This is a genomic window from Paenibacillus vini, from assembly GCF_018403325.1.
Classification (GTDB): Bacteria; Bacillota; Bacilli; order Paenibacillales; family Paenibacillaceae; genus Fontibacillus; species Fontibacillus vini.
Window position 1 is genome coordinate 195607 of record NZ_BOSL01000008.1, and the last position, 20897, is coordinate 216503.

General features: G+C 47.8%; 19 protein-coding genes. 5 read left to right on the forward strand and 14 right to left on the reverse strand.

Annotation, left to right across the window (positions count from 1 at the left end):
• Window positions 1-3 precede the first annotated feature (3 nt).
• From KJS57_RS14255 to KJS57_RS14280, 6 genes are all read right to left on the reverse strand, one after another.
• Window positions 4-906: an NAD(P)/FAD-dependent oxidoreductase gene (locus KJS57_RS14255; RefSeq protein WP_213655308.1), complete on the reverse strand. Its 903-nt coding sequence runs from the start codon at window positions 904-906 to the stop codon at window positions 4-6.
• A gap of 254 nt (window positions 907-1160) precedes the next feature.
• The gene (locus tag KJS57_RS14260; RefSeq protein WP_213655309.1) at window positions 1161-1982 is read right to left on the reverse strand and encodes a hypothetical protein; all 822 of its coding nucleotides are present in this window, start codon (window positions 1980-1982) and stop codon (window positions 1161-1163) included.
• Window positions 1983-2010: 28 nt separating this feature from the next.
• A complete protein-coding gene (locus KJS57_RS14265) occupies window positions 2011-2667 on the reverse strand; it encodes a PspA/IM30 family protein (protein WP_213655310.1) in 657 nt (218 codons plus the stop codon).
• 5 nt (window positions 2668-2672) lie between these two features.
• Window positions 2673-3185: a hypothetical protein gene (locus KJS57_RS14270; RefSeq protein WP_213655311.1), complete on the reverse strand. Its 513-nt coding sequence runs from the start codon at window positions 3183-3185 to the stop codon at window positions 2673-2675.
• Between the two features lie 151 nt (window positions 3186-3336).
• Complete coding sequence (locus tag KJS57_RS14275; protein ID WP_213655312.1) at window positions 3337-5208, reverse strand: ABC transporter ATP-binding protein; 1872 nt, start codon at window positions 5206-5208, stop codon at window positions 3337-3339.
• Entirely contained in the window at window positions 5201-6937 is a 1737-nt protein-coding gene (locus tag KJS57_RS14280; protein ID WP_213655313.1) for an ABC transporter ATP-binding protein, read from the reverse strand. Before KJS57_RS14280 ends, KJS57_RS14275 begins: the two co-directional genes overlap by 8 nt.
• A 314-nt stretch (window positions 6938-7251) precedes the next feature.
• On the opposite strand from KJS57_RS14280, the gene KJS57_RS14285 reads away from it, so the two are divergent.
• Window positions 7252-8481 carry an NCS2 family permease gene (locus tag KJS57_RS14285; protein WP_244861540.1) on the forward strand — a complete coding sequence of 410 codons (1230 nt, stop codon included), beginning with the start codon at window positions 7252-7254 and terminating at the stop codon, window positions 8479-8481.
• A gap of 69 nt (window positions 8482-8550) precedes the next feature.
• Here the strand turns inward: KJS57_RS14285 and KJS57_RS14290 are convergent, their stop codons facing one another.
• From KJS57_RS14290 to KJS57_RS14310, 5 genes are all read right to left on the reverse strand, one after another.
• Complete coding sequence (locus KJS57_RS14290) at window positions 8551-9036, reverse strand: nitroreductase family protein (protein WP_211020394.1); 486 nt, start codon at window positions 9034-9036, stop codon at window positions 8551-8553.
• Window positions 9023-9373, reverse strand: a complete 351-nt coding sequence (locus KJS57_RS14295; RefSeq protein ID WP_211020393.1) for a hypothetical protein — start codon at window positions 9371-9373, stop codon at window positions 9023-9025. Before KJS57_RS14295 ends, KJS57_RS14290 begins: the two co-directional genes overlap by 14 nt.
• A gap of 161 nt (window positions 9374-9534) precedes the next feature.
• Window positions 9535-9984: a flavodoxin domain-containing protein gene (locus KJS57_RS14300; protein WP_213655315.1), complete on the reverse strand. Its 450-nt coding sequence runs from the start codon at window positions 9982-9984 to the stop codon at window positions 9535-9537.
• Between the two features lie 45 nt (window positions 9985-10029).
• Window positions 10030-10524, reverse strand: a complete 495-nt coding sequence (locus KJS57_RS14305) for a MarR family transcriptional regulator (protein WP_373316823.1) — start codon at window positions 10522-10524, stop codon at window positions 10030-10032.
• 176 nt (window positions 10525-10700) lie between these two features.
• Window positions 10701-12179, reverse strand: coding sequence for an Lsa family ABC-F type ribosomal protection protein (locus KJS57_RS14310; RefSeq protein ID WP_213655316.1), 1479 nt, complete (start codon window positions 12177-12179; stop codon window positions 10701-10703).
• A 359-nt stretch (window positions 12180-12538) separates the two neighbouring features.
• On the opposite strand from KJS57_RS14310, the gene KJS57_RS14315 reads away from it, so the two are divergent.
• The 4 genes from KJS57_RS14315 to KJS57_RS14330 are packed head-to-tail and all read left to right on the forward strand — an operon-like array spanning window position 12539 to window position 16512.
• A complete protein-coding gene (locus KJS57_RS14315) occupies window positions 12539-13990 on the forward strand; it encodes a spore germination protein (protein ID WP_213655317.1) in 1452 nt (483 codons plus the stop codon).
• Entirely contained in the window at window positions 13987-15135 is a 1149-nt protein-coding gene (locus KJS57_RS14320) for a Ger(x)C family spore germination protein (protein WP_213655318.1), read from the forward strand. The genes KJS57_RS14315 and KJS57_RS14320 overlap by 4 nt, the downstream gene beginning before the upstream one ends.
• A gap of 43 nt (window positions 15136-15178) precedes the next feature.
• Window positions 15179-15367 carry a hypothetical protein gene (locus KJS57_RS14325; RefSeq protein WP_211020386.1) on the forward strand — a complete coding sequence of 63 codons (189 nt, stop codon included), beginning with the start codon at window positions 15179-15181 and terminating at the stop codon, window positions 15365-15367.
• 44 nt (window positions 15368-15411) lie between these two features.
• On the forward strand, window positions 15412-16512 hold the full coding sequence (locus KJS57_RS14330) for a GerAB/ArcD/ProY family transporter (RefSeq protein WP_213655319.1): 1101 nt from the start codon (window positions 15412-15414) through the stop codon (window positions 16510-16512).
• Here KJS57_RS14330 and KJS57_RS14335 read toward each other — a convergent pair.
• The 3 genes from KJS57_RS14335 to asd form a co-directional block, all read right to left on the reverse strand.
• Complete coding sequence (locus KJS57_RS14335; RefSeq protein ID WP_213655320.1) at window positions 16504-17040, reverse strand: CueP family metal-binding protein; 537 nt, start codon at window positions 17038-17040, stop codon at window positions 16504-16506. The genes KJS57_RS14330 and KJS57_RS14335 overlap by 9 nt on opposite strands.
• Window positions 17041-17154: 114 nt before the next feature.
• Window positions 17155-19539 (reverse strand): polyprenyl synthetase family protein, encoded by a 2385-nt coding sequence (locus KJS57_RS14340; protein WP_213655321.1) that lies wholly within the window; start codon window positions 19537-19539, stop codon window positions 17155-17157.
• A 230-nt stretch (window positions 19540-19769) separates the two neighbouring features.
• A complete protein-coding gene (gene asd / locus KJS57_RS14345; protein ID WP_211020381.1) occupies window positions 19770-20858 on the reverse strand; it encodes an aspartate-semialdehyde dehydrogenase in 1089 nt (362 codons plus the stop codon).
• Between the last annotated feature and the right edge of the window lie 39 nt (window positions 20859-20897).

Consider the following 20897-nt stretch of genomic DNA (forward strand, 5'->3'; position numbering starts at 1 on the left):
TTGCTATTTCCACTCCTCTTCCGTCATGTCCGCTATAACAGCAACTGCCGCTTTGCTGCCTGAGGCTGCGGCATAAATCAATTGCGAAGGCATCACATATGCTGAATCCCCGGCCGCGTATATGCCGGATACGGTAGTTCTGCCCATTGCATCCGTTGCAATCCCTCCATCCGGAGCAGTTTCATACCCCAGCGCTTCATGAAAATCGGCTTTAGGAAGTAATGCAGGGTCGATAAAACCTCCGCTTCGTTCAAGCTGGGATCCATCAACAAAATGCACCCTTTCCAGCAAACCATTTTCCCCGGAAAATGCGGTGATCGGAGTATCGACGACGGCAATTCCTTTTGAAGCAAGCTGTGCTCGCTGTTCGTCCGTCAAGATATCATGACCGTTCGTGCACACGACCAAATCTGAACTCCAGTTAAGCAGCAATTTTACCTTGTGAAATATTCCCGGTGTCTCCGAGACGACTACGAGCGGTTGACCCCGCAACTCCCATCCATCGCAGAAGGGGCAATTAAAAAGGCTTTTCCCGTAAAATTCGGCAACCCCCTCAATTTCGGGAAATACTTCTTTTAAGCCAGCCGCTAAAATCACTTTGTCCGCCTGAACCAATTCACCCGATGAAGTACGAAGAGCGAAACCATGATCGTTTCTTTGAATATCGGTCACCAGGGTATTCCAATGCCGGACCGAAGGGTATTTGAGCACCTCCTCGTAGGCGATCCGCCGAAACTCGGCGGGCGTAACCCCATCCCGTGTAATAAACCCGTGCGACGCATGAGTTACCCCGTTCCTCGGTTGGCTGTCATCAAACAAAACAACGTCCTTTCTTGCTCTGCCTAGCACGAGCGCTGCGTTTAATCCTGCCGGACCGCCGCCGATAATGGCACAATGATAGTTCATAACTTGAAACCTCCATTTCTTTTTATGGACATTATAGATATAAAATATCTTTAATTAGACAAACCTAATCACTCTCGAATTATTTAACGGATCAATCAAAGACTTAATATGTCTATAATAACCCCAATTACATCAATCTGTCAAAATGCAACTGATGCTATTTGTGTAGATCGAATTAGCTGCCATAATATAAAGTCCATAATCAAAAACAATCCCCCTGCCTTGTAATAAGCAGGAGGATGGAGGTTTGAGGTTCAGCCTTCCGTTGTCTTCTCAGTTTCATTCACTGTGCCTGACCGGGAACCGTGACCGTGATGACCGGCTTTATCCGAACGCGTTCCCTTCACGATTTCGAGTGCTTTTGCCGCGAGTTTGGTCTTGGCAGTATCAAATTGAGACTGCGTTATCTTGCCATCTGCCAATTGCTTATCCAGCGCCGTAGTTAGCTGGCTCGTTACGAGCTCCACGACCGATTGCAAAGCAACGCCCTTCTCCTCCGCCAATGCCGCCATCGACTTACCGGCATGCTTGGCGGTCTCATAGTCGCTGATTGATATACCAAGCAGTTCTGCGACGGCTTCCTCATCGATTCTTGCCCCGCCGTGTCCGCCAAGGCTTGCTTTACCCGTCAACTCACGGTTCACAAGCTTGTTTGCTTTCTCCGTAACGTTAGCCTTTTCGGTATCATATTGAGTCTGGGTTAAGCTTCCGTCCGCCAGCTTCTGATCAAGGCGCGCCGTAAGCTGTTTGGCTACAAGATCAATCACCGATTGAAGCGAGATCCCCTTTTCTTCGGCCACCGCTGCCAGAGATTTCCCCGAACGCTCTGCCGTCTCCAATTCAGTTTCAGTCATACCGAAAAGGGCGGCAATCGCCGTATTGTCAAGTTTTACTCCTATTCCATGATGCCCGCCTTTCCCTTTTAATGTTCCCTTATCCGCTCTTTGTGTTGCGGACGATGTTGAGCTCGTAGTGTTTGAATCCGAAGCGGCAAACGCTTGTCCGGCAAGCACCGCTCCTCCGCCTAGTGTAATAGCCAATGCCAGCGCACTTGCTGTTATCGCTTTGTTTTTCATGATAATTCCTCCTGATTTTTCAAGTTTATTATTGAGTCTGTTTCACGGCTTTAAGTCTTGCCAGCTCACTTTCCACTTCATCCTGTTCCGACCAACCTGTCAGCCGTGCATTGCTTTGATCCATACTCCGATAGGCAAGTACGCCGGATTCGAGGGTCATGATTTTTTGTTCCATGCGGTCAAATCCGCGCGAAATCTTACTAATGTTGCCGGGCGAAGCCGTTGCGACCGTTGCCCTTAAGGCGGCTGCCGCTTGACTGCGTGCCAGCAGGAAGTTCAGCTTATCACTCAGCTCTTTATGCAAATCCAATAGGCGGGCGATCTCCTCTTGTAAGGCCTGGACCTGTTTCCGAATAACTTCGCGCTGCTCCAAATAGGTTTGCATCAGTTTTGAGTGGCTTAATTTCTCCTGGATGGCCAGCCTGGCGATATCTTCTTCCTCCCGTTCTACGGCAAGCTCGGCCTGGCGGGTACGTTTATCGATCATTTGTCCGGTTCTGGCAACCAGCAGATCGTATTGTTGTTCAGCGGCGAGCTGTTTCTCCAGCGCTAATCGGGCCTGGTCGATTTGCTCCTCAAGCTGTCTAATATAGTGTTTAGCCATACTGACCGGATCTTCCACCAAATCAAGCAAGCGGTGTGTATCGGCTGCGGCGATATCTTTTATTCTTGTAAAAATACCCATGAAATTCATTCCTCCTTATGTTGTTTGCGTTCCCACTCATCCAAAAACCGGCCCCGGCTTTCCGTGGTTTCCACGAAAGACGGGTATACGTTTATAGCTTGAGGGGATATATATTTACGGTTGTTTTCGATCCTTCTGAACAGTAAGAAAGCGATGATCAACACAACCAAGCCCCAAAGGGGCGTAAGTAAACTCATCGTACTCAGAACGGCGAATACAGCGCCTGTCCATTTAAGCCCTCCTTTCCCCTTGAGGAAAAGTGCGACCCCGCCGAGCAAAACAGCGATTTGAAGCACAAAGTGCCAAACCGGTTTCGCACCTGAAGCTGGAGTTGCAGCATTGTTGGAATTCATGTGTAAGGGAACACCATGGTGTCCATACCTCATAGGTTCATGCCATGCTTGACGATGCTGCATGCCTTCATTCATAGGAACTATGTTCACTTTTAACAATGCCGCAAGGAGAAGGATGGAACCAAGACCAACTGCGATTGAGATTAGAATTGAAGTACGTTTCATGTCTTTCACCTCCTTTCTTCCATCCATGTTTGTATAATAAGTCCGAAACCTTTAACCAAACTTAAATGAAGGATTAAACGCAAAAAAGGACGGAAATCGGCTGCGCGCCGTTTCCATCCTTCCTATAATTAAACTTAAGCGAGTGCGATCATTATATGGCGTCCGCCTGAATCGCCTGCTTGAACTGGCTGTTGTATAGTTCGTGATAAACTCCCGACAACGCTAGAAGCTGTTCATGGTTGCCCTGCTCAGCAATCTCTCCGTTTTGGATGACCAGAATACGGTCCGCATCACGGATCGTGCTAAGCCTGTGTGCAATTACGAAACTGGTGCGACCCTTCATCAAGGTCTTCATTGCATGCTGGATCTGCATTTCCGTCCGCGTATCTACGCTGCTCGTTGCTTCGTCCAGGATCAGGATGGCCGGATCGGAGAGAATCGCCCTAGCAATCGTCAGAAGCTGGCGCTGTCCATGGCTCAGGTTGCTGCCCTCCGATTCGAGTATCGTATCATAGCCATGCGGCAGCCTTGCGATGAATCTCTCCGCATTGGCAAGCCGGGCAGCCTCTTCCACCTCCCGGTCGGTCGCATCAAGCCGACCGAAGCGGATATTGTCGCGGATCGTTCCCGAGAATACATGCGCATCCTGAAGCACCATCCCGAGCTGTCTGCGCAGCGCGTTTTTGTCCAGATCCCGGATCTCCCGGCCATCGATAAACACATTCCCGCCATGGATTTCGTAAAACCGGGTCAACAGATTGACGATCGTCGTTTTCCCGGCTCCTGTCGGTCCGACAAGCGCGATTTTCTCGCCCGGCTTCGCTTCGAATGTCACCCTGCGCAGAATCGGCGCATCCGGCTTATAGCCGAAAGATACGTTGTCGAATTTGACTTCCCCACTCAGTCGGGGCAGTTTGCTCTCTTTGTCATCCCCGTATTCGGACGGCATATCCATGACTTCAAACACTCGCTCCGCACCGGCAATGGCAGACTGGATCAGGTTGTATTGGTTAGCCAGCTCATTGATTGGCCGGCCGAACTGCCTGGAATAGTTAAGGAAGCTGACGATGACGCCCACAGTAACTATATCGTGAAACGCCATCCACCCGCCCACTCCGGCTATGAGGGCAAAGTTCAAATTGTTGATCAGGTTCATAACCGGGCCTACAAGGCCGGATACGATTTGCGCCTTGATGCCGACCTTATTCAGCTCCCCGCTGATGCTGCGGAACCGCCGAACTTCGATCTCTTCCCTGCGGTACTGTTTCACCACTTTCTGACCGCTAATCGTCTCTTCGATAAATCCGTTAAGCTCTCCAAGATGCCGTTGCTGGTTTTTGAAATAAACCCGGCTCAAGCCCGTAATTTTTCGGCTTGCCAGCAGAACAAGCGGAATCGTAATCAAGGCCACAACCGTAAGCGGAAGGCTTAACGAGAGCATAATCACGAGTGAGCCGCTCAGCGTGATGAGGCTGTTTAGCAGCTGGGTCACGCTTTGGTTCAACGTATTCGATACGTTATCGATATCGTTGGTGGCCCGGCTCATGAGTTCCCCGCTCGAATGCGTATCAAAAAACTGCACCGGCAACTCCTGATACTTGGCAAAGAGATCGCGCCTCAGCTCAAACACCGTATTCTGCGATACGGAAGTCATGACATACGCCTGCACCCAAGCAACAACGCTCCCTAACAAATAAATGCCGATTAAGAGCAGACAAAACCGGACCAGTTTGTCCCAATCGCCGGGAATGACAGCAGTATCAATGGCCGTTCCGAGCAGATAGGGCCCGATGAGGGCAACGATCGCATTTAGCGCAGTGAACACATATACCACAATCAGTCCGGCCCGCTGACGATTTAAATAAGCCCAAATTCGCTTGATCGTAGCTCCGCGGTTTTTGGCCCTTACAATCGGTATGGCACCTCGCCCGGGACCTCCCCCAGGACCGCCATGCGGACCTCCGCCCAATCCGCCGGGACGCCCGGGAATCGGGATCTGCGCGCGGTTATTTACGCTAGACATGGGACGTCTCCTCTCCTTTCAGCTGCGACTGCCGGATATCCCGGTAAATTTCGCTGCTTTGCATCAGCTCTTCGTGAGTGCCTCGGGATACGATGCGGCCATTCTCCAGGATCAGGATGTCATCGGCGTCGATGACCGAAGAAACCCGCTGAGCGATCAGTATATTCGTGCTGTTTTGCATCTGCTCTCTCAGCAGTTGCCTGATTCGGGCCTCGGTTGCGGCATCCAGGGCACTTGTGCTGTCGTCCATGATGAGGATTCTAGGACGGATCAACAGAGCCCGCGCAAGGGACAGCCGCTGCTTTTGCCCGCCGGACAAATTGATGCCTCGCTGACCAAGCAAGGTATCGTACCCTTGAGGAAGGCCGGTGATGAAACCGTGTGCTTCGGCGGTTATAGCCGCTTGCACCACTTCCTCTTCGGTAGCGTCCGGTCGGCCATACCGGATATTGTCGCGGATGGTGCCGCTGAACAGAATACTCTGCTGCATCACAAACCCGATCTCGCTGCGGAGATGGTCCAGGCTAATATCGCGGATATCGGTTCCATCAATCATAATGGAACCGGATGAAACCTCATAGAGCCTGGGGATGAGGCTTACGAGCGTTGACTTCCCTGCCCCGGTAGCGCCAAGAATGGCCACCGTTTTGCCGGGTTCGGCCGTAAAGTGGATATCCTCCAAAACTAGATTTTCGTCCGTTGAGTTATATGCGAAAGATACATGATTGAATTGAATCCGGCCGGAACGGATCACTTCGGTCTTCGCCGACGGCGCATCGGAAATTTCGCTGACGGCGGCGAGCACTTCGTTCACCCGGTCCGCCGACACCTTCGCCCTGGACACAAAGGTAAGCGAATTGCTCAGCATCATCATCGACATCAATAGCTGTGTGACGTAATTAATGAAAGCAATCAAATCACCGACAGGAAGCTCTCCATTCCAATTCTTAAGCCCGCCGAACCACAATACCGCTACAATGCTGGCGTTCAGGACCAGCATCATAAGCGGCATATTCAGCGCCATGAGGCGGATCGCTTTGATCGCGTTGCCGGTGTAGGCCGTATTAGCCGCATTAAACCGCTTTTGTTCTTCTTTTGCCCGAACGAAGGCTTTGATCACCCGGATGCCCGACAGATTTTCCTGTAACACCGTGTTGACGCTATCTAACTTCTCCTGCATTTTTGAGAATAAAGGAAAGGAAAGCCGAATGATTGCATACAAAATGATGAATAACAACGGGACGGATACGGACAGGATAAGCGTCAACGACGGACTGATCCGTATCGCCATCACCAGGCTGCCGACAAGCAGGAGCGGTGAACGGACTAACGTGCGCAGGATCATTTGCACAAACGTCTGAAGTTGCCCCACATCGTTCGTCAATCGGGTAATCAGTGAACCCGTCTTCAGACGGTCCAGATTTCGATTCGAGAAGGTCTGGATGTGCTCAAACAGCGTGATTCGCAAATCGTTGCCGAAACTTTGGGAGGCGATGCTCGAAAACACGGTACAGCCTACCCCGCCGATCAGGCCGACAAGGGCCACACCCAGCATCATCAGTCCCGTGGATTTGATATGCTCCAAATTGTTCGTTAAGAGTCCTTGATTGACAATACTCGCCATCAACGCCGGCTGCATCAAATCCATAATCACCTCGACCACCATCAGAAGAGGCGCCAATAAGCACCACAGCCAATAAGGCTTCATAAATCGCTTAAGCTTCCACATTCATTTCACCTTCTATGTACATCATTTCGCTCCTTTATTCGGATGTATACATTTGTATACAATCGCTTATGTATACAAATGTATACGACATATCCCCGAAGTGTCAAGACTAAATTTAATATGGTATGATATATCTCATGCGGCTTTTAGCCGTCTTTCTTTCATATTTCTTGAAAGGGTTGGGTGAGGGGTTACAATGAAAGGAAGGTTTATGGTTGGTCCACCAAAAGAAACAGACACCATCGCACACAAAGGAGCCTTTATCACCTAATTCAACTCCCCGCTTTGCCCCAAGCTTTTGGCGACGGGAAGCTTTGGCAGGAACCGTTTCTTTTTTTGCGATCGTCTATATTATAATCGTCAATTCATCGATATTGGCGGATGCCGGCATCCCGCAGGAAGCGGGAATTATCGCAACAATTCTCGCATCGGCGGTTGGGTGTTTTGTAATGGCTTTATGGGGTAAAGCTCCCCTGATTATCGCTCCCGGCATGGGAATTAATGCCATGTTCACGTACACGCTTGTTCAAGGTATGGGATTAACTTGGCAGCAAGCTTTGGCGGTGTCTATGATGTCGGGCATTTGTTTTTTAGCTATTAGCTTGACCTCTCTCGTCGGGAAGTTGCGTGAAGCCATCCCCACATCGTTGCAAGAAGCAATTTCTGTAGGTATCGGACTTATGCTGGTCCTGATCGGCTTGCATAAAGGCGGCGTCATTCTACCGGATAGCGCTTCAGTGATCGCCGTGCAATCGTTCGGGAACCCCGGTGTCATCGTTACACTTGCTACTTTAGCCTTGACCTGCATTTTGTACATGCGGAAGGTGCCCGGCAATTTGCTGCTGTCCATTATCGGCGGAACAGTGCTTGCCTTTTTGTTCGGCATTAAGCCATCGGCAGGAAGCAGCCTTGGCGGCTTTACCTGGTCATCCTACGGTGAAGTTTTCGGGCATCTGACATTTAAAGGCTTGCCTGTCACCACGTTGATTGTCGCCGTCTTCTCACTCACTCTCGTTATCGTGTTCGAGAATGTAGGACTCATTAACGCTCAACTGAACATGAGCGAAAAACCTGAACGCTTTAAGCAAGCCATGCAAGCTACTTCGTTCTCCGTTTTTCTTAGCGGTATCTTTGGAACAAGTCCTACCGTCTCCACTGTTGAAGCCGCTGCAGGGATTTCATCCGGAGGTAGAACAGGCTGGACATCAGCGTTCACGGGGATTCTGTTCTTGATTTCGTTGATTGCGATGCCCGTGATCACGCTCGTTCCGGATCAGGCTGTCGCGCCGATCCTTATTTTCATCGGTGGTTTGATGATGCCTTCGGTGCGCAACATTTCCTTTGAAAGTATGGAAAAGGGATTGCCTGCCTTCTTCATCATCGCCTTCATTCCGCTCATGCATAGCATCGTGGACGGAATCGCGATCGGTTTCATTAGCTACTCGCTATTTCATGTGGCTGTCGGCAAATGGCGCGAAGTGAAGCCACTCTTCTATTTTATATCGCTTCTCTTCGTTCTTCATTTTGTACTTCAGGTCATCTGATCCACAATCATAAATCAGGCCCGCCCGAACGATTCGTTGTTCGGACGGGCCTTCTCACATGTACGGCCGTTATGCTAAATGTGTGATCTTGGAAGAGATCGGAGTTCTCGGTTTGGCCGCCGGTACTTCCGCCGGATAACCGACACCAAGAACGCCTACGACATCATAATCTTGCTCCACGCCGAGAATCTCGCGATTTTGCGGTAAGTTCCCCATCGAAGACCAATAGACGCCCGCCCCGGCTTCATGCGCGGCTAACATAAAGTTCTGCACGAAACATGAAACGGCCATAATATTTTCATCCCGTTCGAATGGAGTCCCTGCAGGCTTGGATACGATGGCAAGGACAACAGGCGCTCCGCCAAAGTCCTTTTTATGGTTCAGTTTGGATCTCGTCTCTGGACCAATGACAAGAATTCCCCACGGTTCGTTCAAGCGGTGGTTTGGCGCGTAGCTTGCCGCTTCCAACCAGGAGAGCAAATCATCCTCCGAAATGGAATCCGGTTTAAAGGCTTTGATGGTTCTGCGGTTTTTGATGGCTTCAGTTATTGTCATGGGATTCATCGGCTCCTTTATTGTTGGGATCGTTATCTGAAATAGCTTCGCGAAGCTCGAAAGTGTGGATGAATTCCTGAATAATCGCATCGGTCGCTTTCAGCTCTCCGCTGATGACCTGCTTTATGGATTCAAATTCCGGCTGCTCGAGCTGCCGCTGCAAAGTCGAACGCTTGATGTTCAGTTTTTCAAGAAAAGCTATGGCCCGGCCCCGGCGAAAAGTTTGCGCGCTATGGGGCCGTTGCTTGCCAGTCGCATCTTGATCTTGTCCACCGCGGGTTTCCGGATGCTCTCGATGTCCGTGATTCTCTCTATGTTTATGTCTTCCCTCGCGCAACTTAACAACGCCTCCTCAGAGTTTGTCTTATACATTCGTATACGAACTATCTTTGTATACAAATGTATACGATAGTTTGGCAAAATGTCAAGTTTAACAAAGAAAGCCCCGTCAAAGATTGTGAAATCTCTGATGGGGCTGTAGGTTATTACATATTCATATCATTCATCAGGAGTACTGGTAACGAATTTATCGGAAAAAGCTTTGATTCGATCCACGAAAATTCCCTTGTACAGGTCGGTGCCTTCCTTAGGTGCTGCATAGGCTTTATACCCACCAAACGAATCGATGCAGACTGCCGAATCCTTTAAGCCGACGGGAATGTTTCGCTCAATAATCGCTTCGGTTTCCTTCGGTTTCTCATTGCAAATGAAGTACCCCATTTTCTTCTTCAGCAGTTCGTCCTGATTTTTTTTGATAAAATCACGGATCGGTTTGTATATCTTGCCATCTCTAACTCCGGCACCGAGAATAATTCCATCAAATTGCCCAAGATCTGGCTTGTCCATTTCGATATTGCACATCGTACTTTGTGGAAGTTCATCCGTTAATACTTTTGCGCATCGTTCTGCCGCACCTGTTTTTGTAGCGTAAAGAACCAGCACTGCCATAAAATAACCTCCATATCCTATCTCATTTAATGTCGATGAAAACCATTAAGAAGAAGTTTCGCCGCGTGGATTCGATTGGAGATCCCGGATCTGCTCCTCCAATAAGGTACTGGCTTTGCTTAGAAACTGCGTTATGAGCTCAAGCTCTTCTACTTTGTAAGAGGAGGCCAATTTGACCATGGCGGCGTGAAGCGCAAGATACGTTTTTCGAACCTCTTCATTATTTTCGTACAATGGGACGATAATTACTTTTCTTCGGTCGTTAGGGTCTTGCTCTCTGCGAACAAACCCGTTTTTTTCGAGTCGATCGATTAATGCGGTAACGCTCCCTGTTGTAAGTCCGGTTAGTTTCGCGAGCTCCCCCGCAGTGATAGGACCTTTTTCATGCAGGATATCGATAGATAAGAAATCATTATTGTATAGCCCTAAAGAGCTGGCCACATTTTGCTGATAGAGAATGGTTCGGTTTCCTAACCCGCGCATACGAAGTGTGAAGGCTTCCTGCAATTCTGTAACATGATCTTGCCTCTCAATGGACAAAGGACAGCGCTCCTCTTTTCAATATAATATCTTGACCATCAAGATACTTTATAACCAAGATAACTGATTTTCTTATAAAAATCAAATTCTCTCCAATAAAGAAAGTCCCCTTCATCCACGTCAGGACAATAATAATTGTCTTGTTAAAGGGATGAAAGGGATTCATTTTGTACCAATTAAAGCTTTACGACCTTCGTTGCCACATTGTTGCAGAATTCAAGATCATGCTCCACAAACAGCAGTGTCGGTGAATATTCAAGCAGCAATTCTTCAATTTGCATGCGTGAAAAAATGTCGATAAAGTTAAGCGGCTCATCCCAAATATGCAGATGGGCTTTCTCGCAGAGACTTTTTGCGATTAATACCTTCTTCTTCTGGCCGCCGCTAAATGCGGACATGTCCTTTTCAAATTGAATTCTGGAGAAATCAAGCTTTCTTAGAATCGCTTTGAACAAGCTCTCATCAATATCTTGATCTCTGGCGAAGTCCGTTAGATTGCCTTGTAAATGAGAGGTATCCTGCGACACATAGGAAATCTTAAGCTGGCTTCCCTTTCTGAACGTGCCCGAATATGGGATGTCCTCACCGCAGATCAGTTTGATGATGCTGGATTTACCGGAGCCGTTTTTCCCTTCCAGCGCGATTCGCTCCCCCTGCTCAATCGTAAAGCTTATATCTTCGCAAACCGTCTTATCTCCGTAAGAAATCGAAATATGCTCAAGCTCGGCAAGCTGATTCTTATGATAAACAAGCTGCGAAATCTTCAGGTTATCGGAGCTCTCCACGTTTTTAAGAAGCTTTGACTTTTCCTCAATTGCGGAATGCTGTCGCTGTTCCATCGATTTCGAGCGCTTCATCATTTTAGCCGCTTTATGGCCTACGTACCCTTTATCCAGCTTGGAACCGGAATTTCTGGTCCCGTTCTTACTTTTCTCCACTTCATCAGACCAGTCGCTCGTTCGCTTTGCCGCTTTCGACAAACGTTTGATATCTTTTTTAAGCTTATCGTTCTCGGCTAACTCATATTGATCTTGTCTCTGTTTATTTTCCCACCAATCGGAAAAGTTCCCTTTTTGGATCTCGATGTTTGTCTTGTTGATGGACAAAATGTGATCTACGCAGTGATCGAGGAACGCTCTGTCATGAGACACCAGAATAAAGCCGCTCTTGCTGTTGAGATATTCGCTTACAAGCTTTCTTGCGTTCATGTCCAGATGGTTAGTAGGTTCATCAATTAACAAGAACCGATTTTCCTTGAGAAAAAGGGTTGCCAGCAACACCTTCGTCTGCTCTCCGTTGGATAATGATTCGAACGGCCGGTACAACACATCCTCGGTCACCTGAAGGAGAGATAATTCCCGCATGAGTTCCCAGTGAACATAGTCCGGATAAATCTCTTCGATGACATCAATGGTATGATTCTCCTTGTTCTCAACAACGTAAGGAAAATATTCGAACTGGACATCGGCCGAAATCGTTCCGCTGTATTCATGTTTACCAAGCAATAAGTTTAGAAATGTAGTTTTCCCGCGTCCGTTTCTTCCCATAAACCCTAGTTTCCAGTCGGTATCGATTTGAAAGCTAACCTTCTCAAAAATATTGTCATAACTGCCCTCATAGGCAAACGTCAGTTTCGAAACATTTATTAATGACATGAAATATAACCTCCTGTACAAAAAAATAAGAGCTACAAGAAAGTTACTTTCTTGTAGCTCAAAAATATACAGCAAATCCGCCCCCAGTACCGGAGTCAGATCAGGATATACCGTTGAGTTAAAAAGGTAAAGTAACTTTCTTGCATAACAAAATAAAACTTGCGAAAAAGATCGCTTTTTTGTTTTATTTCTTAGCAAGAAATCTACATTATCCTCTTCAACTCCAGTCATTAAAGTAGTTGTATCATAACATGAACCCATTTGTAATTTCAACGTCTCGTAACCTGAATAACTTCTAATATTTCCCGGCACCCTATAAAGAACAGAATCCCGATTTGTGTCAGGAGCAATGAAACATCATGAATAATCAAAATTCAATTCTCGAACAAATCAAGGAGCAGTTGTCGGCAAATGAGGATGTCGTGTATCAGCATTTTCTGATCCATGGCCACTCCTGCGCCCTGATTTATATCGAGTCCATCATAAATATACCTATATTACAAGACCAAGTCTCCAAGGTTTTTATCGAACAAGCCGGAAAGGCGGATAATTGGGAATCACTGGCCGCCCGGCTCGATCAGGGCACCTTATTTCCTCTTCCCTATGTTCCCGCGGCCACCCTAGAGGAAGCGATCGATCAATTGGTCCAGGGCAAAGCGCTTTTTTGTTTCAACGATGCCCGAAAAATCTATCTGTTCGACTTGGCAAAGTATGAAAAACGAGCGGTATCGGAATCCAAAAACGAATTGGTGGTCATTGGCCCACAAGAGGCCTTTATCGAGGACATAGCCACAAATCTTTCTCTGCTAAGACATAAAATCAAGCATCCGGATCTTAAAACGATCCGATACGAAGCCGGGAAATATTCGAAAACGATAATCTATATCGTGTATATCGAAGGGTTGTGCGACCCCAACATTGTAGAGGAGCTCGATAAGGAAATCCAGGCCATATCCATCGACGGTGTTCTGGGCATCAGTTACACGGCTGAGCAAATGAAAAAAGGCAATCACACGCCGTTTCCCCAGTTCCAGTATACGGAGCGTCCTGACTCCGTTGCTGCTTCCCTGCTGGAGGGAAGGGTCGGCATTTTGCAGGATGGAACGCCTTCCGCACTCCTCGTACCGGTTACGCTATTTTCGCTGATGCAATCCTCGGAAGATTATTACCAAAGCTATATGGCCGCAAGCTGGGTACGTATGGTCCGAATGTTCTTCGGCGTTATTTCCATGCTGCTTCCTTCACTCTATGTCGCGATCACCACGTTCCAGCCTGAAATGATCCCTACCGATCTTCTTCTGACCATCGCCGCGGCGCGGGAGAACATTCCCTTCTCCGCTTTGACGGAAGCCTTTATTATGGAGCTGACCTTTGAAGGCCTGCGTGAGGCGGGGACCCGGATTCCCAAACCGGTGGGCCAAACCATTTCCATCATTGGGGCAATCGTTATCGGACAAGCGGCCGTACAAGCCGGGATCGTATCTTCGCCAATGGTCATTGTCGTATCTATAACCGGTATTGCCTCCTATATCATTCCCCACTTCGAAATGGGATTGGCGCTTCGATTGCTCAGATTTCCGCTTCTGATCATCGGGGGAACGACGGGTCTCTTTGGTGTGTTTATCCTGACCTTCATTGTTTTCGGGCATCTCGTGAATCTGAATTCGTTCGGTACGCCATACATGCAACCTCTTGCCCCGCTAGTTCTTAGCGACTGGAAGGATGTTTTTGTCCGCGTTCCTTCCCCTGAAATGAAGTCCAGACCGACCTCGTATGCGAACCGGAACTTAAGGAGACAAAAATCGAAATGACACGCTTAAAGTGGCCGTTGATTCTTCTCCCCCTCTTCTTGCTCTCGGGATGCTGGTCCAAACTGGAAGTCGATGAACAAGTCTTTGTATTTGCCCTATATATCGATAAAGGAGATCAACCCGGAACCGTAGAGGTGACGATCAGCAGTCCATTGCCCAACCGGATGATGTCCGGCCAGCAAGCCGGGAGCGGATCTTCAAACGGGAGATTTTATGCCATGATTTCCAAAACCGGAGAATCGGTGCCGGACACGATACGACTAATCCAGAAGGATCTTAGCCGCCAAATCAATTTCGGACATACCAGTGTTGTGGTAATCGGCCGGGAGTATGCCGAGGCCGGCATCGGAGATTTACTGGATTGGGCGGACCGGGAGCCCACTTTCCATATCAGCTCTTTTCTCATCACGGCTCCTGGCAAAGCCAGAAAGATTGCCGAACTGGTACCCCTGTATGAACAAATGCCTTCGGAAGTTTTACGGAGAATGAGTTTGCAGCGCACCTTGTATACAACCACAGTGAAAGAGTCTCTGATCGCGCACTATTCCAAGGTCGGTTTTGCTACGAATTATATGTCGATCCAAGCCAAAGCGTTGCCCAGCGAAAATGAAAAGAAGGAAAATTGGGCAGGAATTCAGGGAACAGCTCTATACCAGGATGATAAAATGACGGGAACCCTGCCTACCAATGAAGCACGGACTATAGCATGGGCAGCGGATCGATTAAGAAAACAGGCCTACACCGTCGAATGGGACGGGGGCAGCAGCCGGGCCAGCGTGCTGTTCTATAATTTGAAAGCCGAGCGAAAAGTAAGGATGACCCGGGAAGGCCCGGTATTCACGATCCATCTAAAAGGTGTAGGTAGTTTAGTTTACAAGAAAGATGCGAAGCAGCGCAGCGATACCGAACTATCACGAATTGTTACCGAACTGCTGAATGTCAAAGTTGATAAAGAACTGAATTCCGCGCTTCATAAGTCCAAAATACTAGGCACCGATGTGCTGAGGCTTGGTTTGCTTCTCGAATGGAACTACCCCGATTATTGGAGGAAGGTCCGGGAGAATTGGCCGGAATATTATAAGGACCGTGAGCACATTCAAACGGAAAGCAAAGTCGAAATATCCGTGATTACGAACAAGCCATAACTTTTCGAAAAAGAGTTTATCGCTTGAGAAAGCGAGGTGTCCGATGCTGGCAATCTGCTTTGCGGCTATCGCCCTGTTCGAATGGAAACAGCTTCATAATAAGCCTGCTCAAGGAAAGAAAGCCTTCTGGTGGCTCTTCTCTCTTACGCTCGTCTGGAACATCGGGGCTAATTTCATTTCCTGGTGGCCGAATCCGAATCGCTTTATCTTGTACTTGTTAGGATGGATTTAACTCCGCCGTGCTAGTCAACGACAATAAATAAGGATGGTGCATAAATGCGAACGACATCATTTCAAACATTCCGGTTTTCCAGCATTTATATGCTCACCATCCCGCTCGCTTTTATGATTCCGCCGTTAATCAGTACATCCGGCTATCAGGGATGGATTGCCATGCTCATTGGAGGGGCCGTCAATGTCGTGCTTATTTCCTGCACCTACTTCGTAGGCAAATTAGCTTCAAATTCGGGGCAAAGCTGGGTCGTTTACGGGGAACAAATCGCAGGTAAGTGGGGACATAGGGCAGTTTTGCTCCTGCTCTCATTTTGGAGCATCTATTATGTATCCTTGGATATGGAACAGTTCACCTTGTTTTACGGTTCCATCTATATGAAAGATACGCCCCCATGGTTCATTCTGCTGTTGGTCGGCTTGGTGATTATGATTACGGCCCGGTGGGGGTTCTCAACCCTTATCTATATTGCGGATGGTACCTTTATCCTCATCCTCATAGGGGTTCTCTTCTTGCTGTTGCTATTCATCGGCGATGCGGACTATCAGATGCTGCCCGCCTTGCTGAACCACCGTAATTTTACCAACTTGTTTACGGATGTGCTTAGTGTCATTTCCTGGATCGGAGAATGGTTTATATTCCTTTTTCTCCTTCCCCACCTTAATTTTGACAAAAATACGCTTCGGAACCTTTTGCTGGCCAATACGATGGTCACGGTTGCCGTACTATTGACCTGGCTGCTCGTCCTGCTCAATTTTGGTGTTCATTACGGGAGTCAGGTCAAATACCCGATATTGCAATTAATCCGAGGAACTTCCTTTACCGGGCTGCTAGGCAATGCCGACCCCCTATTTATCGGGATTTGGGCTATATCCATGATCATTCACGATGCGTTCCTCGTTTATGTCGGGGTTTCTTGCCTCGGTCATCTTTTCAAGTTAAAGGAGACCCGGCCGCTAATATCCATACTAACCGGGACCGCGACCGTTGCCGCTTTTCAATATTCCCAAAATACGACGCAATATCAAAAGGATCTTTCCGAGCTCGGCTTTATCGCATTTTGGGTAATCATCAACAGTATCCCCTTATATTACTTGCTACTGGCGCTGGTACGAGGGAAATTCCGAAGAAAAAAATCAACTTAATTGCATGGTCGTAATGCAAGTGTTATCGTCTTTAAACGTGGAGACCTCGGACTTCGCCGTCTTCCCGTCATATTCGATCGTTACTTGATAGGTTTGATCCCGAGGAAGCCAAAGGTCTACAAAACCGTTGGACTGAGACTTCATCTTTTGATTCAGAACGGTCTTTCCTTTCTCATCGACAACGTTGATATCAAACTCTTGCTCAACCATTTCGCCTTGGCATCCCGTCAAACTGTGAATTTCACAAGGATGGGTATTTTCGACGAACGGAGCTATCGATACAAAAAACTCATCTTCAGGCAGGTCATACGTAGTTTTGGCTGAATTCTCGGCAGTCACGATCAGTTGCTGCGAAGTGATGGAAGCCGATTGAGCGGTGATTTTGCGCAGGCTGTAATCCTGGACCATTTGCTTGATGTCTTTCGCAGTTTCATTCTTCACTGTTTTTTCGTTGCCCCCCGTAAATAAGAAGACTCCAAGGGCCACGGCTACCAATCCAATGCCTATAATTATTGGTTTTCTCTGCATATTAAACACCCTTTCTATAAAAATGTTGTTCATAGAGTAAATTATTCCCAATGATCATACCATAATATAACGAGCTGGAAGATGACAAAATCGTGAAAGAGATTTCCGGCTGTCTCAACTGTTCCGACTTACGATATAAGTCAATAAATGCCTTAGGAAAACGGGGCTACGGGGCATCTTTTGTAACGATTCCATGGCTAGGCAGTAATGCTCCCACATTTCTTGCTTGGCTCCTTCCACGCCAAGGATGCTCACAAATGTCGAATTATTGTTTTGGGCATCCTTGCCGACAGGCTTTCCGAGCAAATTCGTATCTCCTTCAAAATCAAGCAAATCATCTCTGATCTGAAAGGCAATGCCTGCATGGTAAGCATACTTTTTCAGAATCTCAATTTCCGTCTCTTTCACCTGAGCAAGAATAGCCGGCATTACGAGAGAAGCCTCAAAGGCAATACCTGTTTTGTAAAAACACATCCGATTCAATTGCTCCAGGGTCAAAGCTTTTCCTCTTGAATGCAAATCCATCTCCTGCCCCATGCACATCTCCCCTGCTTTTTGAGAAGAATATCGGATCAGCTCCAGTACGGTTTCGGGATCGAACTTCTGCAGCGACGCTTGTTCCTGGATCGCTTTCTGGATCAGAAACAGACCTGTTAATTCAGCCGTGGCGCTATTATGCACCTGATGCAGTGTTGGACGTCCTCTACGTGAGGAGGCATTGTCCTGGGTAGGCAGATCATCAAAAATCAGAGACGCGGTATGCATATATTCCAAGGATCTTAGCAGCGGCTCGATTGCCGATGCAGAGAGTCCATATTCGTTTACACCCATGACCCAAGCCAATATCGGCCTTAATCGCTTACCGTCCCCTTCGAGACTATAATTTGCTGCATCGATTAGAGACTCTTGAATCGGGGCCATCCCGCTGGTCTTTGTAATCCGCATCAGATTGTTGATTTGCTCGCGGACATTGTTGACCGTCTCTGCAAAGTATTCTTTTTCCTTCCGGTCGTTGATTAGAACATTAACCATCTGGTCCCGAAGCAGTTTGTCTAAGAAGTCAACATCCTCCGCTTTTGTAACCATTTGCTCCACTAGACGATAGAATGCCGGGTTTCCGGAAGCGAATATATCCATAACTTCAGTATATTTTGCCAAACCGAGACGAGCCTTGCAGCGTTTTAATCCGTTAATGGCCCGGTCCAATATCACTTCTCTGGTCTTGGCGTCATTATGATAGACATTATGAATCAAATTAGAGATGACCGCCCAGTATAATTCAAACGGATTAATCAGATCAGGACGGCTATCACGGTACTTTAAATAATAGGTATAAGGGGTAACCGCACCCTCTCTCATATCTTCAAACATATCCGCAAAATCATCCGCCAGCTGATTATAGATTCCGTAATAGAACGATCGTTGATCAAACCCTTCGTCTTCGGGCGCGCTTATGACCGAGCGGACGATCAGGCGGGAAGCAGCAGATTTCAAAATGACGGGGATGTACAGCTCTTCATTGGTATAATCCGCATGGGAAAGCTCCTTATCTCGGTCCAGTTCCTGGGAATGAAAAAACATGTACGACAGCTCGAAAAATGTCTGCTGCATTTCCGGCTCCTGATAAGCCTTAATACACTCAAAAGCTTCACTAAGCTCCGAGTGGATATACTGCATCGTCTCCGAATTACTTCCGGACCATTCGCCAGGCTCGGGCACAGTCCCGGTAAGCAGCGCGCGGCGGATCAGTGAAGTATATTGCTTTTTCTCCTCGGCATCCAAGGCTCCGGAATCCAATAGATCGTCTATGAAAGGATACGTCAGGCCGTAGGAATAACCAAGCCGGATCGCGGCATCTAGTCTTCGTGCACGTTCGATAGCAGTAGTGTCCTCATCCATCTCTTCGATCGCGTGCATAATGACCCCGATCATGATTTTGATTAATTTGCGCTGGGCATGCTCAGCGTTCATTTCCTTCGGAATATGTATGGCCACTTGGTTCAGTTTATGGATCACCCAGATCGCCGCGCTCTCTACACCTTCCTTTTGAGCCCATCGGTACATCCCGGATAAACTTATAAAATCCGGTTGAAATCCGCGGCTTGCATCATTGGAACGGAGCAATAACTTCTTTACGTCGTCAATTACACGTTGAATCCGGGTCTGCGTATGCGCGGAATCCAGGGCTTTACCCAGATCCCTCATATAAATATAGGAAACGCTCCGCTCTAAGTAATCGTCCAGCTTCCCTGTATAATTTAACCAACTGATATATCTGTGGTAATCTTTAGAATCCGGCTTGTTGTTCTTCCGCGAGAAAAGTGACAGCCAGGCAGGACGGTGGATATGGTTTCGTTTCCATAAGTGGAAATCTTCCGTCAGGGCGGATACGTATGTTTTCTCCGTTACTTGCTTGTAGAGCGATGTAAAATATTCTTCAGCTTTCCGCTCAGCACGCTGGTATCCCGCATCGGCACGCTCTGTATATAACTCATTCATTCGATGAATTACCTCAACTTCTCTTTAGGATTTATTCGGCGATTTAAATTCATGTCTTATCTTATTACGCAGTTAAATCCGTTGGGTTTCTATGAGCGGGAACAACGATACTAAAAGAGCTTTCTCCGGCACCTGGATGTCCTGGAGAAAGCCCCTTTTACATATTCTGATGGATGAATTAGCCAACGATAGCTATTTCGCTAAATATTCCTTGTTCGGCATTTCAAGTTTTAAGCTTTTGGCTGGATGTATCCTTCCGCTTTAAGCAACTCGGCGATCAATACGGCACCACCGGCAGCTCCGCGCAAAGTATTGTGGGACAAACCGACAAATTTATAATCGTAAAGAGAGTCCTCACGCAATCTTCCCACAGAGACACCCATGCCGCGCTCAATGTCACGGTCCAGTTTCGTTTGAGGTCTGTTCTCTTCTTCGAAGTAGGTGATGAACTGCTTTGGCGCGCTAGGCAGTTCAAGCTCTTGCGGACGTCCTTTGAATTGCTGCCACAGCTGAAGAATTTCTTCTTTCGAAGGCTTCTTCTCAAAAGATACAAATACTGTAGCCAAATGTCCGTCCGTTACAGGAACACGGATACACTGAGTTGTAATTAAAGGCGAGCTTGCTTTAACAATCTCTCCGTTTGCAACACTTCCCCAGATACGAAGCGGTTCCTGTTCGCTCTTCTCTTCCTCTCCGCCGATATAGGGAATCACGTTATCCAGCATATCCGGCCAGTCGGTGAAGTTCTTGCCGGCGCCGGAGATCGCCTGATACGTGGAGGCAACCACAGTAGTCGGCTTGTAAGCGAGCAGCGCGTTCAACGCCGGTACGTAGCTCTGGATGGAGCAATTCGGCTTGACGGCGATAAATCCGGTCGAAGTATTCAGTCGTTTCCGTTGTGCAGCGATGACTTCAATATGGCCTGGATTCACCTCGGGAATAACCATGGGGACATCAGGTGTCCAGCGGTGTGCCGAGTTATTGGAGATAACCGGTGTACCTGTTTTGGCATAAGCCTCTTCAAGGGCCTGAATTTCATTTTTCTTCATATCAACGGCGCAGAAAATAAAATCGACCTCTCCGGCAACTTTATCTACTTGAGCAGCATCTTGGACTACGATATTCTTCACTTCTTCAGGAATCGGCCCGGCCAGCTTCCATCTGCCTTGCACGGCTTCCTCGTAAGTTTTGCCCGCAGAATTGGCGCTCGCGGCGATCGACGTTACTTGAAACCAAGGGTGCTGATCCAGAAGCTGCATAAACCGCTGGCCCACCATACCCGTTCCGCCCACAATTCCGACTTTCAGCTTTTGCGACATAACCTATTCAAATCCCTTCAAATAAGATTTAGTGTACTA